The organism is Roseateles sp. UC29_93 (assembly GCF_042695725.1).
Lineage (GTDB): Bacteria > Pseudomonadota > Gammaproteobacteria > Burkholderiales > Burkholderiaceae_C > Roseateles > Roseateles noduli_A.
Window position 1 is genome coordinate 5,499,556 of the sequence record NZ_CP170545.1, and the last position, 20,896, is coordinate 5,520,451.

Here is a 20,896-nt window from a genome sequence, read left to right on the forward strand (position 1 = left end):
GGCTGAGAAGGCCTGATCGGCGAACACGCCGTGCATCGCGAGGCGCTGCGCGCCCTGCTCGCGCATCAGGCCGAGGTCGAGACCGATGACTTCCTCGACACGCTGCCTCGCCTGTTCGCGGCGGACGGCCCGGCCGACAGGCCCTTGCCCTTCGACGGCGTCCTTCCGGGCAGCAGCGTCGGCGCCTACCGGCTGATCGCCGAGATCGGCCGCGGCGGCATGGGCACGGTGTGGCTCGCCGAACGGGCGGACGGCCTGATGCACCGGCGCGTCGCGCTGAAGTTGCCGCGCCTCGTCTGGGGCGACAGCCTCGCCGAGCGGATGGATCGGGAAAGGGAGATCCTCGAGACGCTCGAGCACGAACACATCGCCCGCCTGTACGACGCGGGCATCGACGCGCAGGGCCGGCCGTTCCTGGCGATGGAGCATGTCGACGGCGTGCCGATCGACGCGTACTGCCGCGACCGGGCGCTGTCGGTGCGCGAGCGGGTCGCGCTGCTGCTCCAGGTGATGGCGGCGGTCGGGCATGCGCATGCGCGACTCGTCGTGCATCGCGACCTCAAGCCGAGCAACATCCTGGTGACGCCCGACGGCAAGGTGAAGCTGCTGGACTTCGGCATCGCCAAGCTGCTCGAAGGCGACAGCACGCAGCGCACCGCGCTGACCGAGTTCTCGGGCCGCGCGTTGACGCTGGACTACGCCAGCCCCGAGCAGATCCGCGGCGACCCGCTGGGCACGGCCAGCGATGTGTACAGCCTGGGCGTGGTGGCCTACGAGGTGCTGGCGGGCGTGCGACCGTATCGCCTCAAGCGCGGCAGTGCGGCGGAGCTGGAAGAGGTGATCGCCTCGGCGGACGTCCCGCGGGCCAGCAACATTGCCAGCGCCGACAGCGCAAGCAGTGCCAGCACCGCCAGCGGGAGCTCGGATCCGTGGGCCGACCGCTCGCTGCGCAGGCAGCTGCGTGGCGACCTCGATGCGATCCTGGACCACGCGCTGAAGAAGTCCCCACCGAACGGTATCCGACGATGGACGCCTTCGCGCAGGACCTGCGCCGCTGGATGGCCGGCGAGCCGGTGCAGGCGCGACCCGATGGCTTCGCGTACCGCCTGGCCAAGCTCGTGCGACGACACCGGCTGCCGGTGACGGCCGGCGCCATCGCGACGGTCGCGCTGATCGCCGGCGCGTCGGTCGCGCTGTGGCAGGCCCATCAGGCAGGACTGCAGACCCAGCGCGCCCAGGCCGAAGCCGCCACGGCCCAGGCCGTGCAGGGCTTCCTGGAAGGCGTGTTCCGCGCGAACACGGCCGACCAGGCCAACCCGGCGAAGGCCCGCGACACGACCGCGCGCGAGCTGCTGGACCGCGGCGCCGAACGCATCAATGCCGAGCTCAAGGACGCGCCCGCCGCACGACTCCGGCTGCTCACCGTGCTGGCCTCGATGTACCAGGACCTGGGTCTGAACGCGCGCGAGGTCGACCTGCAGCGTCAGCGCCTGAGCGTGGCGCGCGAGCTGCACGGTCCGGCCAGCGACGAGGCGGTACTGGCGATGGCGGCGTTGGCCAACGCATTGGCCCTGGACGGCAAGCGGAAGGAAGCCGCCGCGCAGTTGAAGGAGGCCACGGCCCTGCTGGATGCGCGCCAGGACAACAGCTCGCCGACGCGGCTGCAGGTGGAGATCGGCCAGGCCTCGCTGAACCGGCGCGCGGAACCGGAGCTGGCGATGGCCTTCGCCGAGCGCGCGCTGGCGATCGCCCGCCGCGGCCACTCCAACGCCGACCTGCTGCTGGTGCTGCACATCCTGGGCGATGCGGCCTTGTACGACCGGTCGTTCGAGCGCGCGCAGGCGGCCTACACGGAAGCCGTCCAGCTCTGCGAAGCGCATCCGCCGCTGGGGGCCGGCGAGCTGTCGCTGCTCTACGAATTCCTCGGCCACTCCCAGCGCGCGCTGGGCCGATACGCCGAAGCCGAGACCAGCATGCGCAAGGGCGTGGCGGCGGAGGTCGCGCGCAACGCCAACGCGGTGCGCGTGGCGGAGACGCAGACGCACCTCGCGATCTTCCTCAACCTGGGCGGGCGCTTCCGCGACAGCCTGACGGCGCTGGCGCCGGCCTGGCGCTGGAGCGAGACCGCGCCGGCCGATCTTCCGCAGCGCCGCTGGGTCCGCATGTGGCAGGCGCGCGCACTGGCGAACTACGGCCAGACGCAAGCCGCGCTGGCCGTCAGCAGCGACGACGTGGCCGTGCTTGGAAAGCCCCACCCGGCTGACGGCATGGACGAGCAGGTGCTGACGGACCGCGCAATGGCGTTGACGAGCCTTGGCCGATTGGCCGAAGCCCAGACCTTGCTGGAGCGCCAGAGACAGGCCACCCCCGCCGGCAAGCCGCCGGGCAGGCTCTACAGCCTGGCACTTCGACGCTGGCAGGTCCAGAGCGGCCAGGCGCGCGAGGCGCTGGCGGGCCTGCAGGCGCAGCGCGCCGCGAGAAAGGTGCCGCCCGCCCCGGCCGCCAGCGAGCCCGTGACGGAGCAGGTCGAGTCCGCCTGGCTCGAACTGAACGCCGGTCATCTCGACGTGGCGCAAGCGCAGGCGCGGCAGGCGCTCGCCGCCATCGACAGCGGCTGGCATGCCGACTACCAACGGGACAACCAGGCCATCGCCACGCTGGTGCTGGGTCAGTCCTTGCTTCAACAGACGAAGGCCGAGGCGGCGGTGCCGCTGCTGCAGGAGTCCGTGCGCTTGCACCGGCTGCTCTACGACGCGACGCAGAGTCCGCCAGTGGCGGATGCGCTCAGCGCTCTGGCGCAGGCGCAACGCGCGCTGCGCAACAACGCGGAGGCCGACCGCTTGCTCGAACAGGTCCGCGCGATCCGCACCGCGCAGCGCGAGCCGATTCAGTTGCAACGCTGAAGCGCGGCGATGTCCGCTTCGGGGACGGGATCTCGTAATCAGGGATAGGCGGGTGATGTTGCCCGCGGCGGAGATCCCGATGCGCGTTTCGATCCCGTTCCCGATGCCGTGGCCCGAAGCCTGGCGGCCCTTGCCCTGCGCCGTGGCGACCTCGGCGGCGTATGCCGCGCTCTACACGGCCTCCAACCACATGACGAGCCTGCGGACCGATGTCGGCGCGGGCGTGTTCGCGTGGGAACGCGGCATTCCCTTCGTGGGCTGGACGGTGGTGCCCTACCTCTCGATCTGCGTCTTCTTCGCGTTGTCGTTCTTCAGCGACGCGGACGCCGAACGCCTTCGGCGTCACGTGCTGCGGCTGCTCCTCGTGCTGATCGTGTCGGTGCTCTGCTACGCGGCATTCCCGCTGCGCTTCACCTTCGAGCGACCGCCGACCGACGGCGCGATCGGTCTGATGTTCGACCTGCTCGGCCATTGCGACATGCCTTACAACCGCGCGCCGTCGCTGCACATCGGCGTGCTGGTGCTGATCTGGGCGCGCTTCGCGCCGGTGGCGCGCGGCGGGTGGGCCCTGGTCCTGCACGCGTGGTTCGCGCTGATCGGGGTCTCGGTGCTGACGACGTACCAGCACCACGTGCTGGACGTGCCGGCGGGGGCGGCACTCGGCATTGCGGCGATCCTGCTCACGATGCCGCCGCGACGTCCCGCGCATGCGGCAGAGGCGCCACGTGGATCGGCCGCGGCAAGCCGGACAGGAAGCCGACCAGGCAGCCGAAAGGGCAGCCGCACCGGCGGCGAGGCCGTTCGCGCCTAACTCCTGCGAGGTAGCGCGTCTCTTGACGCTTACCGTTGTTTGCAGCTCTTGCGTCTACCGGTCGGAGGCGCGTTCATCGCGCGGAAAAAATGGAATCAATCCAGACAGACATCCGCGAGAGAAGAGCATGCACGATCCATCAACGGGCTTCACACCACGCCACGTCGGGCGCTCGTTGTTCATTGTTCCGGAAGGTCAGTTGAGGCGCTTTACGCCGGGGCGATGTGCTCAAGACCTGTCGTCGAGCAAGCGGGCGAGTTGGGCTCCGCCCGTAGGCGTCAAGGTGGTGAACGGAGCTGAAAGAACCTCGGCGGCAATTCGAGCGAGACCGGCAGGATAGAGCCCCGACTGTCCTTCCGGATCGAGCAAGGCCCAGCCTGTTGATTTCCACTCGATCCTGACCCGCCGTTTCCATCTAATCCTGACCCACCCTTGTTCGAGCCACTGAGGCTCAGGCTGTGGGTAACTTCTTGGTTTTGGACTCCTTCTGGGTGGGTTGTGCTGAGCTGTTTTTGAACCGGTAGCTCTCGTTGCCGGTTTCAAGGATATGGCAGTGGTGGGTGAGCCGGTCCAGCAAGGCTGTGGTCATCTTGGCGTCGCCGAAGACGCTGGCCCATTCACTGAAGCTCAGGTTCGTCGTGATGACGACGCTGGTGCGCTCGTAGAGCTTGCTCAGCAGGTGGAAGAGCAGCGCGCCGCCCGATGAGCTAAACGGCAGGTAACCGAGCTCGTCGAGGATCACCAGGTCCATATGGGCGAGCCGGTGCGCCATCTGGCCCGTCTTGTTGTTCAGCTTCTCCTGCTCCAGCAGGTTCACGAGTTCTACCGTGGAGAAGAAGCGCACTCGCCTGCGGTGATGCTCTAGCGCCTGCACGCCGATGGCAGTGGCCAGGTGGGTCTTGCCCGTGCCCGGCCCACCGACCAGCACGACGTTCTCGGCCCGGTCCATGAACTCGCCGCGGTGCAACTGCTTCACCAACGCCTCGTTCACCTCGCTGTGCGCAAACTCGAAGCCAGCCAAGTCACGGTAAACCGGGAACTTGGCCTGCTTGAGCTGGTACGCGACGGCCCGCACCTCGCGCTCGGCGGACTCTGCCTTGAGCAGCTGAGCCAGGAAGGGCTGCGCGGCTTCAAACGCCGGTGCGCCTTGCTCGGCCAGGTCGCCCACGGCTTGCGCCATGCCAAACATCTTGAGCTCGCGCAGCGCGGTCATGAGCCCGTTGGTTGCTGAGTCACGCATTGCGGACCTTCCTTTCTTCGCGCAGTGCGTCGTAGCGGTTCACGTTGGCCTGCGGCTCGTTGGTCAAGCGCAGCGCGTGCGGGGCGTCCACGGGCGGTGGCGCGGCCTTCCCGTCCACCAGCCGGTGCAGCACGTTGAGCACGTACATCTTGGTCGGCACGCCGACCTCCAGGGCCAGCTCGACGGCTGCCAGCACCGCCTGCTCCTCGTGGTGCAGGACCAGCGCCAGGACGTCGACCATCTCTCGGTCACCGCCAGGCTTCTTGAGCAGCTCGGCCTGCAGCCGCTTGAAGGCCTGCGGCAGCTCGACAAACGGCGCGCCGTTGCGCAGCGCGCCAGGCTTGCGCTGCAGCACCGCCAGGTAGTGACGCCAGTCGAAGATCGTCTTGCCGAGCGTGTCGTGCCGGCGGTCGATGAACCGCTGGTGCTCGCAGATGATGTTGCCTTCGGCTGCGACGACGAGTCTGTCGGCGTAGACGCGCAGGCTCACCGGCCGGTTGGCGTACGACGCCGGCACGCTGTACCTGGTGCGCTCGAAGGTGACCAGGCAGGTCGGTGAGACGCGCTTGGTGTGCTCGATGAAGCCGTCGAAGGGGCGTGGCAACTGCATCAGCAGCGGCCGCTCCTCCTGCCAAGCGTCGTGCACGGTGCCTGGCAGCTTGCCGTGTGAGATCTCGGTCCACAGCGCCTTGCAGCGCTCCTCCAGCCAGACGTTGAGCGCGTCCAGCGAGGGGAAGGCTGGCACGGGCTGCCAGAGCCGGTGCCGGGCGTCGCGCACGTTCTTCTCGATTTGGCCCTTCTCCCAGCCCGAGGCTGGGTTGCAGAACTCGACCTCGAAGAGGTAGTGGCTGACCAGCGCGGCGAAGCGCGCATTGACGTCGCGCGCCTTGCCGCTCAGGACCTTGTCCACGGCGGTCTTCATGTTGTCGTAGATGCCGCGCTTGGGCACGCCACCGAACACGCGGAAGGCGTGGTTGTGAGCGTCGAACAGCATCTCGTGCGTCTGCAGCAGGTAGGCCCTCATGTAGAAGGCCCGGCTGTGGCTGAGCTTGAAGTGCGCCACCTGCAGCTTGGTGCGCTCGCCGGCGAGCACGGCCCAGTCCTCGCTCCAGTCGAACTGGAAGGCCTCGCCGGGCTCGAAGACCAGTGGCACGAAGGTGCCGCGGCCCGTGGTCTTCTGGGCCTCCTGGCGCTTGAGCGCCCAGTCCCGCGCGAAGGCGGCCACGCGGTTGTAGGAGCCGTCGTAGCCGAGTTCCATAAGCTCAGCGTGCATCTGCTTCAAGGTGCGCCGCTGCTTGCGGTTCTTGCCGGACTCGGTCTTGAGCCACTGGGCCAGCTTCTCCGCGAACGGATCGAGCCGGCTGCGGCTCTCTCGCTTGGCGTACGACGGCTCCTTGTCGTCGCTGCGCAGGTACTTCCGGATGGTGTTGCGAGACAGGCCGGTGCGCCGGGCTATCTCTCGGATGGACAACTGCTCACGCAGGGCCCATCGCCTGATGACACTTAGTGTCGCCACGTCAATCACTCCAATGCTCCTGCCGCAAGTTGCGGCAGGCTAGGGTTCATACGTGGGTCAGGTTTGAACGGAAATCAGTGCGGCCGGTGGGTCAGGATTCGGCGGCAATCAACAGTCCCGCACGGCAAAGGTCCGATATGCCGTTCACACCGACCGTCCGCCCACCCTGTGGGAGCTGGAAGCCGACGGCCGACCGGTCGCAACACTCGCCGACATCGAAGCAGCGCGGAGCACCTGGTTCTGGTTGCACCTCGGTGCCGCCGTGCTCGCCGGCGGCATCGGACTGGCCTCGGTCGCGTCCTGGTTCAGAAAAACTTCGAGGTTCCACCGTTGGCCCTGATGCGATCCACCGTGCTCACCGTCGCCGTGCTGCTCTGCGCCACGGCCTGCACGCCAACCCCACCGTCCACGCCCGCCTCTCAAGGCGCGATGTCGCCCGAACTGCGCCAGGCGTTGCAGGAGATCGAACGGCGTGGACGCGAAGAGGACGCTCGTCGCCCGCGCTTGACCTCGCTGAACGGCGACGCGTGCGCGCCTTCACGACGGCACGACCTCACGGCAGGCTGCGCACCACCAGCTCCTCCGACTTCGATTCATCGAACGCCATCCGTTCCTTGAGCCCTTCGTGCTCATCGAACGGCGTCTCATACGACCACACGGCGTCCTTCACGCGCTGATCGTCGACGTCGACGTCGAAGTAGCTCGCCGTGCCCTTGAACGGGCATTCGGTCGAGGTCGCCGTGCGTTTCAGCCGATCCTGCCGCACATCGCCGCGCGGGAAATAGAAACGCGGCGGGTGGCCATCCTCGTCGACCCGCACGACGTCGCGCGAATCCGCCAGCGTCTGGCCCGCGAAGACGACCGTCATGCGCTCGTCGACGTGGGACTCCCGCACCTGATGCTCGGGATGATCACGATGGCCTGAGGACTTGCTCATGGCGGAACCTTCCTGGAAATGGCTGAGGAAATCGTCTCCGAGCAATCGGCATGCCTCGCCTGGCGCGCGGCTCAAGCGCGGCTCAAACAAACGCCGCGCGGCGACACGCGAAGCTCATTTCGCCCTTCAGGCCCTCGCCACGCGGGAAAGCGAAGCGCGCTTCGCCGTCTTCGACGGCTTTCGGGGCTGCTGCCCAGGTAGATCCACGTCCCCGCGCAGTGGCACGGTGCTTGCAAAAGATGAGGCAAGGAGCACCGCCCCATGTCGCATCCACTGGTCGACTACAGCCCCGAGACCGAGGCTCAGGAAGGCACCTCGCCAGGTCCGCTGGCCGCCGTCGCGCAGCGCACGCCGGCCTCGGCCGGCGTGTTCAACGAAGGCCAGGTGCTGGAGCTCGCCGCCCAGCTGCTGGAGGCGCGCACCGCGCCCGCGCTGGCCGCTTCGCTGAACCATCTGATCGCCCGCACCGCCCGCCAGCTCGGCACGTCCGTCGATCCCGCCGCGGCGCGTGCGTTGCAAGGCGCGCTGCTCCAGAGCGCCGCCCGCGTCCTCCCCTGCACCGGCTGCCCGCGCGGCAACCAGCCCCTCGCCGCCGCGACGCGCGCTGCGGGCCTCGAACTCGAGGGCCTCAGCCCCGAGGACAAGGAGTTCGAGCTCGCGCGCAACTTCGTGCGCCTGTCCGCCGACGCCGTGCGCCATCTCGTCACCGCCCCTGCCCGCCTGTCCGCGCCCTTCCCGCCCTCACCGCAGCGGGCGGCCCGGGACGCCTTCGCACTGGCCGCGCGCCATCACGCCCCCGGCCTCCTTTCCTCACCCCACCGCAACCAGGAGCCCACCATGCACGACATCGACCGCACCCAGATGGAGTACGAGAACGAGCAGTTCGAATTCGGAGAGAACGAGTGGTCGACGGAATCCGGCGCCTTCAACGAGGCCGAAGAACTCGAGCTCGCCGGCGAGTTGCTGTCCGTGGCCAACGAAGGTGAGCTCGACCGCTTCCTCGGCGACCTCGTCAGCCGCGCAACCAAGGCCGTCGGCTCCTTCGCGCGCTCCCCCATCGGGCAGGCCGTCGGCGGCGTGCTCAAGGGCGTGGCCAAGAAGGCCCTGCCCATGGCGGGCACCGCCATCGGCACCTACTTCGGCGGGCCGCTCGGCGCCAAGATCGGCAGCGGGCTGGCCAACGCCGCCAGCAATGCGCTCGGCCTCGAAGCCGAGATGGCCGGCGAGGACCGCGAGTTCGAAGGCGCCAAGCAGTTCGTCCGTCTGGCCGCGCAGACCGCCGCGCAGGCCGCCTCCGCGCCGCCCAACGCGGACCCGCGCGCGGTCGCGCAGCAGGCCGCCGTCGCCGCCGCGAAGCAGCACGCGCCGGGCCTGCTCACCGGCGGTGCGTCCGCCGCATCCGCCCCGCCGACCGCCGCACGCCCGGGCGCCGCCACCAGCGGCCGCTGGGTGCGCCGCGGCCATCGCATCGTCATCTTCGGCGCGTGAACCACCATGGCCATCGGCACCTATCCCGCGTGGTTCCTGATGCAGGAATCGCGTGCGCTGCTGACGCGTCTGGCGCGGGTCAAGCCCTTCGCGCTGGTCGAGCCGATGGTGCCCGCGGCCAACCTGCTGCCGGCCGCGCAGAGCGCGATTGAAGGCCACCTGATCGCCGGCCGGCGCGAGCTGCGCCGCCTGGTCCACGGCTTCATGGGCTGGCTCGACAGCGGCGCCGCGCAACGCGCCAGCGCCGCCGAGGCGCAACGCCGCTTCGCCTACCTGCGGCTCAAGTTCAACGCCGTGCTGACGCAGTTCGACCTCTTCAGCGACGTCGTCACGCAGCGCAGCGAAAGCGAGAGCGGCGTCTGGCTGTCCGGGCTGGACGTGCTGTCGGCCGATGCGCTCGCGCTGCGCGGCCGCTACTACCGCGCGCCGCCGGTGATCTGCTACCTCGACCGCGGCCCCGGCGCGGCCATTCGCCGCGCGCGCACCCGGCTGCCCGGCGGCGGCACCAGCCCCGTGGCCGTGATCCGCGTGCCGCGCGAACGCATGATCGGCAGCGGCATCGCCTCGTCGCTCGTGCACGAGGTCGGTCATCAGGCGGCGGCGCTGCTCGGGCTGGTCGACTCGCTGCGGCCGGTGCTGCGCGGGCTGCAGCAAGGCGCCGGCGACGGCGCCGTGGCCTGGGGCCTGTACGAACGCTGGATCAGCGAGATCGTGGCCGACTTCTGGTCCGTCGCGCGCATCGGCGTGGCCGCGCCGACCGGGCTGATGGCCGTGGTCAGCCTGCCGCGCGCCTTCGTCTTCCGCATCAACGTCGACGACCCGCACCCCGTCCCCTGGCTGCGCGTGAAGCTCAGCTGCGCGATGGGCGACGCGCTCTACCCGCATCCGCAGTGGGCGCGGTTGGCCGCGATGTGGGAAGCCTTCTATCCGACCCGCGGCCTGGACGCCGAGTCGCTGCGCCTGCTCGATCGCCTGCAGGCGCTGATGCCGGCCTTCGTCAGCGTGCTCGTGCAGCACCGCCCCGCGGCGCTGCGCGGCCGCACGCTGGCCCAGGTGCTGGACGTGGCCGAACGGCGTCCGGCGCGGCTCTCGGCGCTGTTCCGGCTCTGGACCCGGGTGCCGGCGCTGATGTACCGGGCGCCGCCGTCGCTCGTCTTCGCGGTCATCGGCCAGGCGCGCTGCGACGGCCGGCTCAGCCCCGAGGACGAATCGCTGCTGCTGGGCAAGCTGCTCACGCACTGGGCGCTGGCCAGCACGCTGGACACCACGCAGGCCTGCGCCGCGGCGCAGGGCCGCAGCTTCACTGTCACCGAAGGAGAACCCTCATGAGCAAGCACCATCACGACCACGATACCGATCGCCGGTCCTCGATCGAGGTCCGGGTGCGCGACAGCGGCGGCGCGCACCGTCCGATCGCCCAGGCCCAGGTCGGCCTGTTCCACACCACCGGGCTCGCCGCCGGGTCCCACCCGGCCGACGAGCAGGTGCTGCTGCTCAAGCGCAGCGACGGCGACGGCCACCTGTGCTTCGACGACGTCGCGCCGGGCGAGTACGTGCTCGGCTTCCTGCACCACCCGCGGACCTACTCGGCCCGCTTCACCGTCGGCGACTGCGACACCCGCACGCAAGACCTGGAACCGGAGTTCTGCGCCCAGCTGGAAGCGCGCTGGATGACGCGCGACTGCGAGACGCTGGACTGCCGCCCGCCCCAGGTCGGCGACTACCTGAAGGCCACGGTCAACCACACCGTCAATCCGCAGCTGCACATCGTGCCGCCGCACGGTTCGACCGAGCTGTCGCACGACGGCAGCTTCACCAGCTTCTCCACCCCCGTGTCGGCGCGCCGGCCGCGTCGACTTCGTCTACGAGCTGCGCTCCCCGGCGCTGGGCGCCGCCGCGGGACAGCCGCCGGCCGTGCTGACGCTGGCCCACACCGGCCACGCCGGGTCGGTGCCGACGCAGCCGGTCTCCGGTCAGCTCGGCATTGCCCTCAGCCGCACCGGGACCGAGCCGACCGACGACATGGCGCTGTGGCTGGCCATCCGCAACGGCACCGATGCGCTGGGCTTCAACCACTACCTGCGCTTCATGGACGTGCTGTTCGGTGGCCGGCGGCACGGTCCGCGCCACGGCGACCGTCACAACGACCGTCACAACGACCGCCACAACGACCGTAACGGCGACCGCGACGGCGACCGCGGCGGCTTCGGCCACGGCGGCGGAAGCGGCAACGCCGGACGCGGCTTCGAAGCCGAGAAGGAGGCGTTCGAGAAGCTCTCGCTGAAGCGCTTCCTGCCCTTCAACGACAGCGACTCGTACCGGGTGCTGAAGGCCGCGACCGAGGCGTTCGTGATGGTCAACTGCGGCGTGCTGCAAGGCGGCGAACACGACCGGGCCTTCCGCCCGCGCCACGACAACGCCTACCTGGACCGGCGCGACCTGCCGGCCTTCGACGACGCGCGCGGCAGCTTCGACGACTACCTCGAACAGCCCGGGGGCCTGCTGCCCTACCTGGCGCTGGTGGCGCGCAAGCTGCCCGACATCCCGATCATCGAGGGCAACCCCGACGGCGCGAACCTGGCCGTCGGCTTCGTGCACGACAAGCTGGCCAACCCCTGCCTGATCGAGCTGATCTGGTCGTACTGGCATGAGGAAGCGATGCTCGTGCAGACGATGAACGCGGTGACGCGGCGCTTCCAGAACCGCGGCTCGCCGACCACGCCCGACCCGCTCGCCAACCTCGAGATCGATCCGCTGCGGCCGCTCAACAGCCTGCTGTGGGGCTACACGCAGGACGAGCAGCACCGGCTCACCGTGAACCGCCGCAACGCCGAGTACGCCCACCAGTACGGCCTGACGCTGCGCGGCAAGGCGGTGAAGGACTTCCGGATCGCCGACTCGCGCTCGCAGTTCCTCGAGGGCTTCCACCACCTGCTGCGGCTGCTGACGGCGTTCTACAAGCAGGACGACGACACCACGGTCAAGGCCGACGCCTTCCCGGTGCTGAACGCGCTCAAGGAGGTGCACCTGGTGATGTCGCAGGGCGCGCACAACAACTTCGGCGAGCTGGCGACCACCGCGCGCATCGAGATGCTGATGCAGCAATGGCTGCTGGGGCGGCCCGAGTTCCGCGAGTTCCTGCCCAGCCGCATCATGGTGGCCTACCCCGAGCCGTGGATGGACCGCGTCGATGCGATGAAGAAGCTGCAGGGCTGGACCGACACCAGCGTCGTGCACTTCCGCAACCTGGCGATCTTCGGCGAGCAGGTGATGCTGGCGATCCGCGTCGGCAACTGGAGCGAGGTCTTCGAGCCGACCCCGGCCTTCAACTTCGCCCGCTACTGGCGGCCGCAGATCCAGGGCTACATCCATGCCTACCGGGCGGCCACCGGCATCGACCTGAGCAGCGAGACCGCCGATCCGAGCGCCGACGCGATGCTGCCCTCGCTGCTGATGCAGCGTCGGCTGGCCCAGCAGCAGCGCAACGCCTGACGGAGTCGCGGTCATGCTGGACTTCACCTCGTCCCTGTACCTGGGGCTGCGCCACGCGGAAGGCAGCGCCCGGAACTGGCCGGCCCTGAGCCTGGGCCGGCCCGCGGCGCTGCAGGCGCCGCCGGGCGCCGAGGCGGTGGCGCGCGAGCTGGCGGCGCTGCAGGGCTGCGAGGCGGCCACGCTGCTGCCGTCGACGCTGCACCTGTTCTGGGACCTGTTCGGCCTGCTGGCAAGACCTGGCACCGTGATCTGCGTGGAGGACGGCACCTACGCCATCGCGCGCTGGGGCATCGAGCGCGCCGCCGCACGCGGTGCGACGGTGCACGGTTTCGCGGCGTCGGATGCGGACGGCCTTGAACGCCTCGCCGCCGGCGCCGCCCGGGCCATCCAGGCCGCCGGGTCCGCGGGGACCGACGGCGCGGGTCCGCGCCTGCTCATCGTCTGCGACGGCTTCCGTCCGGGCCGCGAGCAGCAGTCGCCGATCGCCCGCTACGCCGCGACGGCCGCGCGCCACGGCGGCTGCCTGGTGCTCGACGACACGCAGGCACTCGGCGTGCTCGGGCCGGCGGGCGGCGGCTCGGTGCGCCGGCACGGCCTCGAGGGCGCGCCGGTGATCGTCGGCGCATCGCTCGCCAAAGGCTTCGGCGTGCCGATGGCGGTGCTCTCCGGCAGCAGCGCGACGCTGCGCTGGTTCGAAACCCGCAGCGAGACGCGCGTCCACACCAGCCCGCCGACGTTGGCGGTGATCGAGGCGGCACGCCACGCGCTGGCGCTGAACGGCCGCTTCGGCGACGCGCTGCGCGCGCGGCTGATGCAGCGCGTGCGGGAGTTCCGCGGCCGGCTCGCCGCGCTGCGCCTGCGTTGCATGGGCGGCGATTTCCCGGTGCAGTCGCTCGCGCCGCTGCCCGGCATCGACATGCCGGCGCTGCACGCCGCGCTGCTGCAGCGGCAAGTCCGCACCGTCCTGCACGCCGCAGGCGTGGCGGCGCCGTCGCGTCCGCCGTCGCATCCGCTGTTTCATCCTGCGTCGCATCCGGCGTCGCATCCGGCGTCGCATCCGGCGTCGCATCCGGCGTCGCACACGCAGTGGCGTCCGCAGTCGCGTTGGCCGTCGCCATCGCGATCGCAGGCGCAGGCACGGCTGAGTTTCGTGATCACCGCGGCGCACACCGCGGCCTGCATCGAGCGCGCCGTGCAGGCGCTGATGCAGGCCCTGGCGGCGTTGCGGCGGCCCTTCCACCCCTTCCTTGCGGAGGCTCCATGAATCCCACGACATCCTTTGAGTTGCTGTCCACCGGCAACGAATTCGAGACCGCGTCCGAGGAGTTCGAGCGCGGCTACCGGGGTGGCCGCTCCGGCGGCTCGCGCTACGGTGGCTCGCAGCGCCGCTCTCCGTCGTCGCAACGGCGATCGCCACAACGATCCCCGCAGCGTTCACAGCAGCGTTCACAGCAACGGCCGCCATCGCATGCGTCGCGGCCCTCGCGCTCGTCGCCCTGGGGGCGCTATGGCGGCCCCGCCTGGGACCCCACGCCGTGGCCGGCCTGGGGCGGCCCCGGATCGCGCTATCAGCGCTGCATGCAGCAATGCCTGGCGTCGCCCTATGCGCCGCCCGATGTGCCGCCGTACGCGCCACCTGAACCCGCCCCTGCTGCTGCCGCCGACCCCGGTCCCGCAGCGGCGCCCGATGCCCCCAGCGAGGAGATGACCATGCATCCGATCCGTTGCAACTGCCCCCGATGCGGGGGCGCCCAGGAGACCTTCGAGTTCGCCGCGGAAGGTGAAGGTGAATTCGAGGGGGCGTACGAAGGCGAAGGCGAGTACGAGGGTCAATACGAAGGGCAATACGAGGGCCAGTACGAGGGCCCTTACGAAGGCCCCCACGAGAGCCAGTTCGAAGGCGCGTACGAATACGAGGGCGAGTACGAAGGCGAATACGAGGGCCAGGGCGAATACGGACGCGGTAGCGGCTCGCCGTTCAGCGAGGCCGAGGAGATCGCCCTCGCCGCCGAGCTGCTGTCGGTGTCCAGCGAGGCCGAGCTCGAGCAGTTCCTCGGCAAGCTGTGGAAGGGGGTCAAGAAGGTCGCCGGCACGGTCGGCAAGATCGCCAAGCCCTTCTCGGGCGTGTTGAAGGCGGTGGCCAAGAAGGCGCTGCCCTTCGTCGGCGGCGCGCTCGGGTCGATGATCCCGATCCCGGGGGTCGGCACCGCGCTGGGCACGGCGCTGGGCAGCGCGGTGAGCTCGGCGCTGGAGATGGAGTTCGAAGGCCTGGAGCTGGAGGACCGCGAGTTCGAGATGGCGCGCCGCTTCGTGCGCATCGCCGGCACGGCCGCACAGCAGGCCACCGACGGCACGGCGCCGGCGGAGTTCGAAGCCGCCGTGGCCGCCGCCGCGCAGCAGCACCTGCCGCACTTCAGCGGCCGCGCGCTGCCGGGCCGGCCCGGCGCATCGGGCGGTTCGGGCACGCGCAACGGGCGGCCGCTGGACGCGTCGCGGCTCGACGCTGGTGCTGCACGGCGTCTGATCAGCCATCCACCGGGAGATGCACATGGACACGCGTGAATTCGAGATTGTCGGCGAATGGGGCCTGGGCGACATGATCGGCGGCATCGGCAGCCGCATCGGACAGGTCGCGGGCCAGATCGTCGGCACGCTGGCGGGTGCGGCGGGCGCCGCAAGCGCGGCCGGCGCCGGCATCATCGACCTGACCGACAAGGCCGACAAGAGCAACCGCCACGGCATGCGCCCGGCCGCGCAGGTGAAGGCGCTGGTGCTGCACCAGATGGCCTGCTGCCGCAACCGCAAGAACGCGCTGACGGACTACCTGAAGATCGGCTCGCACTTCGCGATCATGGCCGACGGCCGCATCCTGCAGCTGCATCCGGAGCTCGCGATGGTCTGGGCCAGCAACGGCTTCAACCACGGCAGCGTGGCGGTGGAGTTCGCGGGCAACTTCCCCAACACCAAGGGCAAGTGGTGGCAGGGCGACAAGTACGGCCGCGACCAGGTCACGCCGGCGCAACTGGAAGCCGGCCGCCGGCTGGTGCGCTACCTCGTCGCGAAGATCGGGTTGAAGACGATCCTGGCGCACCGCCAGAGCAGTGCCTCGCGCGAGAACGACCCCGGTCCCGACATCTGGTACCACGTCGGGCAATGGGCCGTCGACACGCTGAAGCTCAGCGACGGCGGGTCGGGCTTCAAGGTCGGCGACGGCAACGCGATCCCCGACCTGTGGCGCACCTGGGGCCGCAGCGCGCCGGTGAAGGAGGCCGAGTTCGGCGGCGTCGGCGCCGGTGAGTTCGGCGCCGGTGAGTTCGGTGAGGGCGAGGGGGAACAGGAAGGCGAACAGCAGGCCGAACAGGAAAGCGCCTTCGGCCCGCTGAACGCGCGGCTGAGCTGGCTGCCGAAGTCCTACTCGCGGGCGCAGATCGTGCGGGCCGGCAGCTCGTTCGCGGGCTTCGGCGGCGTGTACATCGCGTTCGAGCCTGCCGCGGCCGGCGTGACCGACGCGAAGCCGAAGATCCTGAAGGTCGGCATGAGCGACACCTTCGCGCGGCGCATGGGCGATCCGGCGCACATCGCGCTGAACCGCGCCCACCCGAAGCTGCAGTACTACCTGGCCAAGGTGCACGGCCACCGCGGCGCGCACGGCGTGGCCGGCGTGGTGCGCATGGTCGAGCTCGCGCTGGCGCGCTTGCTGCGCCGCTCCGACGACCTCACGGATGCGCAGTTGCCCTTCAAGCCGTCGATGACCCGCGGTCCCGTGAAGATCGTCAACGTGCTGCCGCCGCAGCTGCAGACCGCGATGACACGAGCCCTGCGCAAGACACCGATCGATCCGAAACCCTTCGACCCGATGCCGCCGGGTCAGCTGGTGCTGCCGCGCGGCGTGCGTTGGGAGTTCGAGCAGATCGGCCCGGCTTGACGACGAGCATCCCCATGATCATCGACTGCCACTGCCACGCCGGCCCCGGCGACGGCTTCACCGGCCCGTGGGACAGCGGCGCGCCGCTGCGCGACTACGCCCGGCGCGCCGCGCAGGCCGGCATCGGGCGCACGGTGATCTTCGCGGCCTTCCACTCCGACTACGGGCGGGCGAACGCCGAGGTCGCGCGCATCGTGGCCGCGCAGCCGGAGCGCTGGATCGGTTTCGTCTTCGTGCACGCGGCGCGCGATCGCGGCCGCATCGGCGAGCTGGTGCGCATCGGCGTCGAGGACCACGGCTTCGTCGGCATCAAGCTGCACCGCCACGATGCCAACATCTCGCGCGAGGTCTGCGAGGCGGCGCGCGAGCACGCGCTGCCGGTGCTCTACGACGTGGTCGGCGAGGTGGCGCAGGCGGAGCTGCTCGCGCAGGAGTTCCCGGATGTCGATTTCATCGTGCCGCACCTGGGCAGCTTCTCCGACGACTGGCGCGCGCAGCGCGCGCTGATCGATCCGTTGGTCCGCCACGCCAACATCCACGCCGACACCTCCGGCGTGCGCCGCTTCGACCTGCTGGCCGAGGCCGTGCGGCGCGCCGGCGCGCACAAGCTGCTGTTCGGCAGCGACGGCCCGTGGCTGCATCCCGGCGTCGAGCTGGCCAAGGTGCGCGCGCTGGGCCTGTCCGCGTCCGACGAGGCGCTGGTCACCGGCGGCAATCTGCTGCGCCTGACCGCGCGGGCGCGGCGGCGCGCCGCGTTCACACCAGCGCCCGCTGACTGGCGCGCCGGATCTGCAAGGCTCGGTCGGTGACGCCGAGCCGCGTCGCGGCGCGCTGCAGGTTGCCCTCTTCGCACTCCAGCGCCATCTCCACCGCCAGTTCGGTGGCGCGCTGGCTGATGTCCTTCATGCCGATGCCCAGTTGCACCGCCGAGCGGATGGCCGACCGGAAGCTGTTGTCCGGCCACAGCGGCGGCGCGCCCGGCACCGTGTGGTCTTCCGGCGGAATGTCGCCGACCGTGATCGCCCCGCGGCCGCAATGGCGTTGGCAGATGCGCGTGACCAGTTGGCGCAGGTCGCGCACGTTGCCGGGGTAGTCGCGCGCGATCAGGAACTCGCGCACCGCCGGGTCGATGGTGAGCTCGGCCTGCGACGGGAGCAGCTCGCGCATGAAATGCAGCGCCAGCGGCAGCACGTCGTCCTTGCGCTCGCGCAGCGGCAGCGTGCGGCACCGCCAGCCGGCGATGCGGTAGTAGAAGTCGGCGCGGAAGCTGCCCTCGGCGATGCCGCGCTCCAGGTCGCGGTGGGTGGCCGAGACCAGGCGCAGATCGCTGTGCTGCCAGGTGTTGCTGCCCACGCGCTTGTACTGGCGCTCCTGCACCGCGCGCAGCAGCCGGGCCTGCAACTCGCACGGCAGCTCGCCGACCTCATCGAGGAACAGCGTGCCCTTGTGCGCCAGGGCGAAGGCGCCCTCGCGCGATCCGACCGCGCCGGTGAAGGCGCCGCGCTCATGGCCGAAGAACTCGCTGCCGGACAACTCGGGCGACAAGGTCGTGCAGTCGACCACGACGAACTCGCCCTTGTCGGGACGCGGGTCGAGGTCGTGGATCAGCCGGGCGATCAGCTCCTTGCCGGTGCCGCTCTCGCCGGTGATCAGCACCGACGACGAGGTGGAGACCGTCGCCTCGATCACGCTGCGCATCGAGCGCCGCCACGCCGGGCTGGTGCCGACCAGGCAGGACGCGACCGCCGGCGAATCGACCAGGGCGTCGACACGCAGCCACTGCTGCAGCCGCGCGCTGATCTCGTCGGCCGTCGCGGGCAGCTCGGGCCACTGCAGCACATCGCGCGCGCCGGCATGGACGAGGTGCCACTGCACCGCGCTCGACAGCGCCTCGGCGCCGACGCAGATCGCCAGCACCAGGGCGCTGTCGCCATGTCGTCGCAGCAAGGTGAGGACCTCGTCGTCGCACGCGCCGAAGACGACCAGGCCCAACGCCGCGCCGTCCTCCGGCGCTGAAGCGCTCACGGCGATGCCCGCGCGCGTGAGCAGCGAGACGCAGCGCTCATGCAGACCGGCGTCGCACGACCCGGTAAAGGCGATCCAGGCCGATGGCGCCAATTGCTCCCCCAAAGGAATGTCTTGTCCGATTCGTAACCGGCGACCTTCCCATTCCCGTCCGAGAGGCCTGAACCGCGATCACGTCCGAGTCAGTCTAGGTTCTGTCGTCGTGCGCGACATCCCTAACCTCGCGATGCAACGAGATGCTTCCTCACCCCGCCCTCAACCGGCCCTCACCCTGCCCTCACCCGCCCCTTCCCATCGCGCTTCCCCCGCAGCATCTCGTGGTCCGCGCGCTCGATGAGTTCGTGCGCGCCGACCGTGTCGTCCGGCGAGAACACCGCGACCCCGGCGGTGACGCCCACCGCCACCTTCGCCCCGGACGACAACACGATCGGCTCGCCGATCGCGTCGATGACGCGCGCCAGCACCGTGCGCCATTCCCCGTCCTCGATGCAGGTCAGGACCAGGACGAACTCGTCGCCGCCCAGCCGCGCGACCGTGTCCAGCGGGCGGATGCCCGCCGTCAGGCGCGCCGCCACCGTCTGCAGCAACTGGTCGCCGGCGTCGTGCCCCTGCGCGTCGTTGACCGCCTTGAAGCCATCCAGGTCCAGGTAGCAGACCGCCACCTGCTGGCGCTCGCGCCGCGCCAGCGCCAGGGCCTGCTCGATCCGGTCGTACAACAGCACGCGGTTGGGCAGCTGCGTCAGCGCGTCGTGGAAGGCCGCGTGCGCCAGGTCCTCGTGCGCCGCCTTCATCGCCGTGATGTCGACCGCCATCGCGAAGATCTCCGTGTCCGACAAGGGCACCGCGCCGAAGTCCACCCACACCGCCTCGCCGGTCTTGCTCCGCATCCGGATCTGCGAGCGGTAGTAGCCGTGCTCGGCCAAGGCCGCGTAGACCTGCCGGCCCACCTCCTCGAACTGCGCGTCGTCCCAATAGAACACCCGCGCCGACACGCCCTGCAGCTCACCGGGCCCGTAACCGAGCAGCCGCTCCAGCGCGCGGTTGCGCCAGCTGATCGTGCGGCGCGAGATCCTGGCCATGCCGACCAGGTCGCTCTCGAGCATCGCCGCCTGCTCGCGCAGCAGCCGCCGCTGCTGCGTGACGTCGCGGCCCGAGGAGAACACCATCAGTTCCCCGCCGATCTCGGTGACGCTCAGCTGCAGTTCCACGTCGATCACTTCGCCGTCGTCGCGCCGGTGCTGCACGTCGACGCGCTGCCGGTCCCCGGCCTTGACCCCGGCAAGCCAGCGCGTGATCGCGGCCTCGTCCTGGTTGGCATCCCAGCTCGAGATGTGCCGCCCCAGCAGCGACGCACGCGTCGACTTCAGCATCTCCGCGAAGGCGTCGCTGAACTCCACCAGCCGACCCTGCCGGTTGACGATGTGGATGCCGTCGGCCGAGACGCGCATCAGCGCCTGGATCCGCTTGCCCTGATCGGCCAGCGCCTGCATCGCGCCATCCTGCCGCCGCGTCACGCGATGGACCTGCCACGCCGCCAGCGCCACCAGCAGCCAGGCCAACACGGCCAGCGAGGCCACCGTCCAGGCCTGCTGGCGCCAGGGCTTGAAGAAGCGCTCGTTGTTCACCCCGGCGTAGACGACGAAGGGCCAGTCGTCCAGCGCGCGGTACGCGCTGGTGCGGTTCTGCCCGTCGATCGTCACCGTCGACACGAAGGTCCCCTGGCGCGGCTGCGCGGCCTGCATCTCGCGCAGCTTGTCGGAGACCTGCGTCTCGCCGATGCCGCCCTGCGCCGGGCTGCCCGGCGCCATGCGCGCGACCAGGCGCAGGTCGTCGCGGCGCAGCGTCATCGCGTCGAGCGGCGCGAGGTCGTAGCGTTCGAAGAGATGCCGGAAATGATCGACGCCCACGGTCACGTACAGAACGCCCGCGAACCGGTTGCGCACCACCAGCGGCCGTCCGAAGCCGATCACCCAGTTGCCGGACACCCGCGAGACCAGCGGCCCGGTGACCTGCGTCAGCGGCTTCGAGAGGTCGCGGGCCTTGATGAAGAAGTCGCGATCGGAGATCCACGCCGGCGCGTCGGCCGGCAGCCGCGTGCCCCAGCGCACCTGCCCGGACGCGTCGGCGGCGCGCAGGGCCTCGATGCCGAAGAGCAGGCCGAAGCGCGCGTGGAGCACCTCGTTCAGCACCGCGTCGGAGGCGCCGCCCGGCGCTTCGAGCAGCCGTTCCATCTCGCCGGCGGTCGCGCGCAGCACCGCGTCGACGCGGCCCATCTCGGCCGCGACGTTGAGTTGCGCCACGGCGGCCAGGCCCTCGGAGACATCGCGCGCCTGCGCCGCATACGCGCGATGGGACGTGACCAGCACATGCGCCACGAGCGCGCCCAGCACCAGCGCGACGGTGAGGTTGGCGCCGATCAGCCAGGCCGTCATGCGGCGCCGGCGGCGCACGGCGCCATCGACGAGGTGTTGCGGATCGGAAAGCGGCATGCCCTGAATGGTGCCTCAGCCGGACGCCTCTGGGCGGGGTCTCCTCCCTGTCCCGACACATATCCCTGGA

The 20,896-nt window shown here is 70.4% G+C and carries 15 protein-coding genes; 10 read left to right on the plus strand and 5 right to left on the minus strand.

Translation table 11 applies throughout. The features are described 5' to 3' along the window. The first annotated feature begins 30 nt into the window (after positions 1-30). The 3 genes from ACFJIX_RS25530 to ACFJIX_RS25540 all read left to right on the plus strand — a co-directional run bounded on the left by ACFJIX_RS25530 (position 31) and on the right by ACFJIX_RS25540 (position 3,714). Entirely contained in the window at positions 31-1,143 is a 1,113-nt protein-coding gene (locus ACFJIX_RS25530) for a serine/threonine-protein kinase (RefSeq protein WP_377155418.1), read from the plus strand. After that, positions 1,026-2,903 carry a hypothetical protein gene (locus tag ACFJIX_RS25535; RefSeq protein WP_377155419.1) on the plus strand — a complete coding sequence of 626 codons (1,878 nt, stop codon included), beginning with the start codon at positions 1,026-1,028 and terminating at the stop codon, positions 2,901-2,903. Before ACFJIX_RS25530 ends, ACFJIX_RS25535 begins: the two co-directional genes overlap by 118 nt. 79 nt (positions 2,904-2,982) lie before the next feature. Next, positions 2,983-3,714, plus strand: a complete 732-nt coding sequence (locus ACFJIX_RS25540) for a hypothetical protein (RefSeq protein ID WP_377155420.1) — start codon at positions 2,983-2,985, stop codon at positions 3,712-3,714. A 451-nt stretch (positions 3,715-4,165) separates the two neighbouring features. Here the strand turns inward: ACFJIX_RS25540 and istB are convergent, their stop codons facing one another. From istB to ACFJIX_RS25555, 3 genes are all read right to left on the minus strand, one after another. Further along, positions 4,166-4,954: an IS21-like element helper ATPase IstB gene (istB, locus tag ACFJIX_RS25545; protein ID WP_377155421.1), complete on the minus strand. Its 789-nt coding sequence runs from the start codon at positions 4,952-4,954 to the stop codon at positions 4,166-4,168. Beyond that, the gene (gene istA, locus ACFJIX_RS25550; RefSeq protein ID WP_377155422.1) at positions 4,947-6,479 is read right to left on the minus strand and encodes an IS21 family transposase; all 1,533 of its coding nucleotides are present in this window, start codon (positions 6,477-6,479) and stop codon (positions 4,947-4,949) included. Before istA ends, istB begins: the two co-directional genes overlap by 8 nt. Positions 6,480-7,023: 544 nt before the next feature. Further along, positions 7,024-7,407, minus strand: a complete 384-nt coding sequence (locus ACFJIX_RS25555) for a DUF427 domain-containing protein (protein ID WP_377155423.1) — start codon at positions 7,405-7,407, stop codon at positions 7,024-7,026. A gap of 261 nt (positions 7,408-7,668) precedes the next feature. Between ACFJIX_RS25555 and ACFJIX_RS25560 the strand changes: the two genes are divergently transcribed. The 7 genes from ACFJIX_RS25560 (at position 7,669) to ACFJIX_RS25590 (ending at position 17,121) form a co-directional block, all read left to right on the plus strand. Continuing rightward, positions 7,669-8,895, plus strand: a complete 1,227-nt coding sequence (locus tag ACFJIX_RS25560) for a hypothetical protein (RefSeq protein WP_377155424.1) — start codon at positions 7,669-7,671, stop codon at positions 8,893-8,895. 6 nt (positions 8,896-8,901) lie between these two features. Then, entirely contained in the window at positions 8,902-10,224 is a 1,323-nt protein-coding gene (locus ACFJIX_RS25565) for a hypothetical protein (protein ID WP_377155425.1), read from the plus strand. A 693-nt stretch (positions 10,225-10,917) separates the two neighbouring features. After that, positions 10,918-12,387 carry a hypothetical protein gene (locus ACFJIX_RS25570; RefSeq protein WP_377155426.1) on the plus strand — a complete coding sequence of 490 codons (1,470 nt, stop codon included), beginning with the start codon at positions 10,918-10,920 and terminating at the stop codon, positions 12,385-12,387. Positions 12,388-12,400: 13 nt separating this feature from the next. Then, positions 12,401-13,651 carry an aminotransferase class I/II-fold pyridoxal phosphate-dependent enzyme gene (locus ACFJIX_RS25575; protein ID WP_377155427.1) on the plus strand — a complete coding sequence of 417 codons (1,251 nt, stop codon included), beginning with the start codon at positions 12,401-12,403 and terminating at the stop codon, positions 13,649-13,651. Beyond that, positions 13,648-14,949: a hypothetical protein gene (locus ACFJIX_RS25580; protein ID WP_377155428.1), complete on the plus strand. Its 1,302-nt coding sequence runs from the start codon at positions 13,648-13,650 to the stop codon at positions 14,947-14,949. The genes ACFJIX_RS25575 and ACFJIX_RS25580 overlap by 4 nt, the downstream gene beginning before the upstream one ends. Then, positions 14,936-16,312 (plus strand): N-acetylmuramoyl-L-alanine amidase, encoded by a 1,377-nt coding sequence (locus ACFJIX_RS25585; protein WP_377155429.1) that lies wholly within the window; start codon positions 14,936-14,938, stop codon positions 16,310-16,312. Before ACFJIX_RS25580 ends, ACFJIX_RS25585 begins: the two co-directional genes overlap by 14 nt. 14 nt (positions 16,313-16,326) lie before the next feature. Next, a complete protein-coding gene (locus ACFJIX_RS25590) occupies positions 16,327-17,121 on the plus strand; it encodes an amidohydrolase family protein (protein WP_377155430.1) in 795 nt (264 codons plus the stop codon). On the opposite strand, the gene ACFJIX_RS25595 is transcribed toward ACFJIX_RS25590, so the two are convergent. Next, on the minus strand, positions 17,069-18,442 hold the full coding sequence (locus ACFJIX_RS25595) for a sigma 54-interacting transcriptional regulator (RefSeq protein WP_377155431.1): 1,374 nt from the start codon (positions 18,440-18,442) through the stop codon (positions 17,069-17,071). The genes ACFJIX_RS25590 and ACFJIX_RS25595 overlap by 53 nt on opposite strands. A 161-nt stretch (positions 18,443-18,603) precedes the next feature. After that, complete coding sequence (locus ACFJIX_RS25600; RefSeq protein ID WP_377155432.1) at positions 18,604-20,826, minus strand: diguanylate cyclase domain-containing protein; 2,223 nt, start codon at positions 20,824-20,826, stop codon at positions 18,604-18,606. Positions 20,827-20,896: the final 70 nt, after the last annotated feature.

What these genes read in the sequence shown, in the direction of transcription:
- ACFJIX_RS25580 (WP_377155428.1), top strand. Translation starts at nt 13,648, where the DNA reads ATGAATCCCACGACATCCTTTGAGTTGCTGTCCACCGGCAACGAATTC.
- ACFJIX_RS25540 (WP_377155420.1), top strand. Translation starts at nt 2,983, where the DNA reads ATGCGCGTTTCGATCCCGTTCCCGATGCCGTGGCCCGAAGCCTGGCGG.
- ACFJIX_RS25585 (WP_377155429.1), top strand. Translation starts at nt 14,936, where the DNA reads ATGGACACGCGTGAATTCGAGATTGTCGGCGAATGGGGCCTGGGCGAC.
- ACFJIX_RS25560 (WP_377155424.1), top strand. Translation starts at nt 7,669, where the DNA reads ATGTCGCATCCACTGGTCGACTACAGCCCCGAGACCGAGGCTCAGGAA.
- ACFJIX_RS25600 (WP_377155432.1), bottom strand. Translation starts at nt 20,826, where the DNA reads ATGCCGCTTTCCGATCCGCAACACCTCGTCGATGGCGCCGTGCGCCGC.
- ACFJIX_RS25555 (WP_377155423.1), bottom strand. Translation starts at nt 7,407, where the DNA reads ATGAGCAAGTCCTCAGGCCATCGTGATCATCCCGAGCATCAGGTGCGG.
- ACFJIX_RS25570 (WP_377155426.1), top strand. Translation starts at nt 10,918, where the DNA reads ATGGCGCTGTGGCTGGCCATCCGCAACGGCACCGATGCGCTGGGCTTC.
- ACFJIX_RS25565 (WP_377155425.1), top strand. Translation starts at nt 8,902, where the DNA reads ATGGCCATCGGCACCTATCCCGCGTGGTTCCTGATGCAGGAATCGCGT.
- ACFJIX_RS25575 (WP_377155427.1), top strand. Translation starts at nt 12,401, where the DNA reads ATGCTGGACTTCACCTCGTCCCTGTACCTGGGGCTGCGCCACGCGGAA.
- istB (WP_377155421.1), bottom strand. Translation starts at nt 4,954, where the DNA reads ATGCGTGACTCAGCAACCAACGGGCTCATGACCGCGCTGCGCGAGCTC.
- ACFJIX_RS25535 (WP_377155419.1), top strand. Translation starts at nt 1,026, where the DNA reads ATGGACGCCTTCGCGCAGGACCTGCGCCGCTGGATGGCCGGCGAGCCG.
- ACFJIX_RS25590 (WP_377155430.1), top strand. Translation starts at nt 16,327, where the DNA reads ATGATCATCGACTGCCACTGCCACGCCGGCCCCGGCGACGGCTTCACC.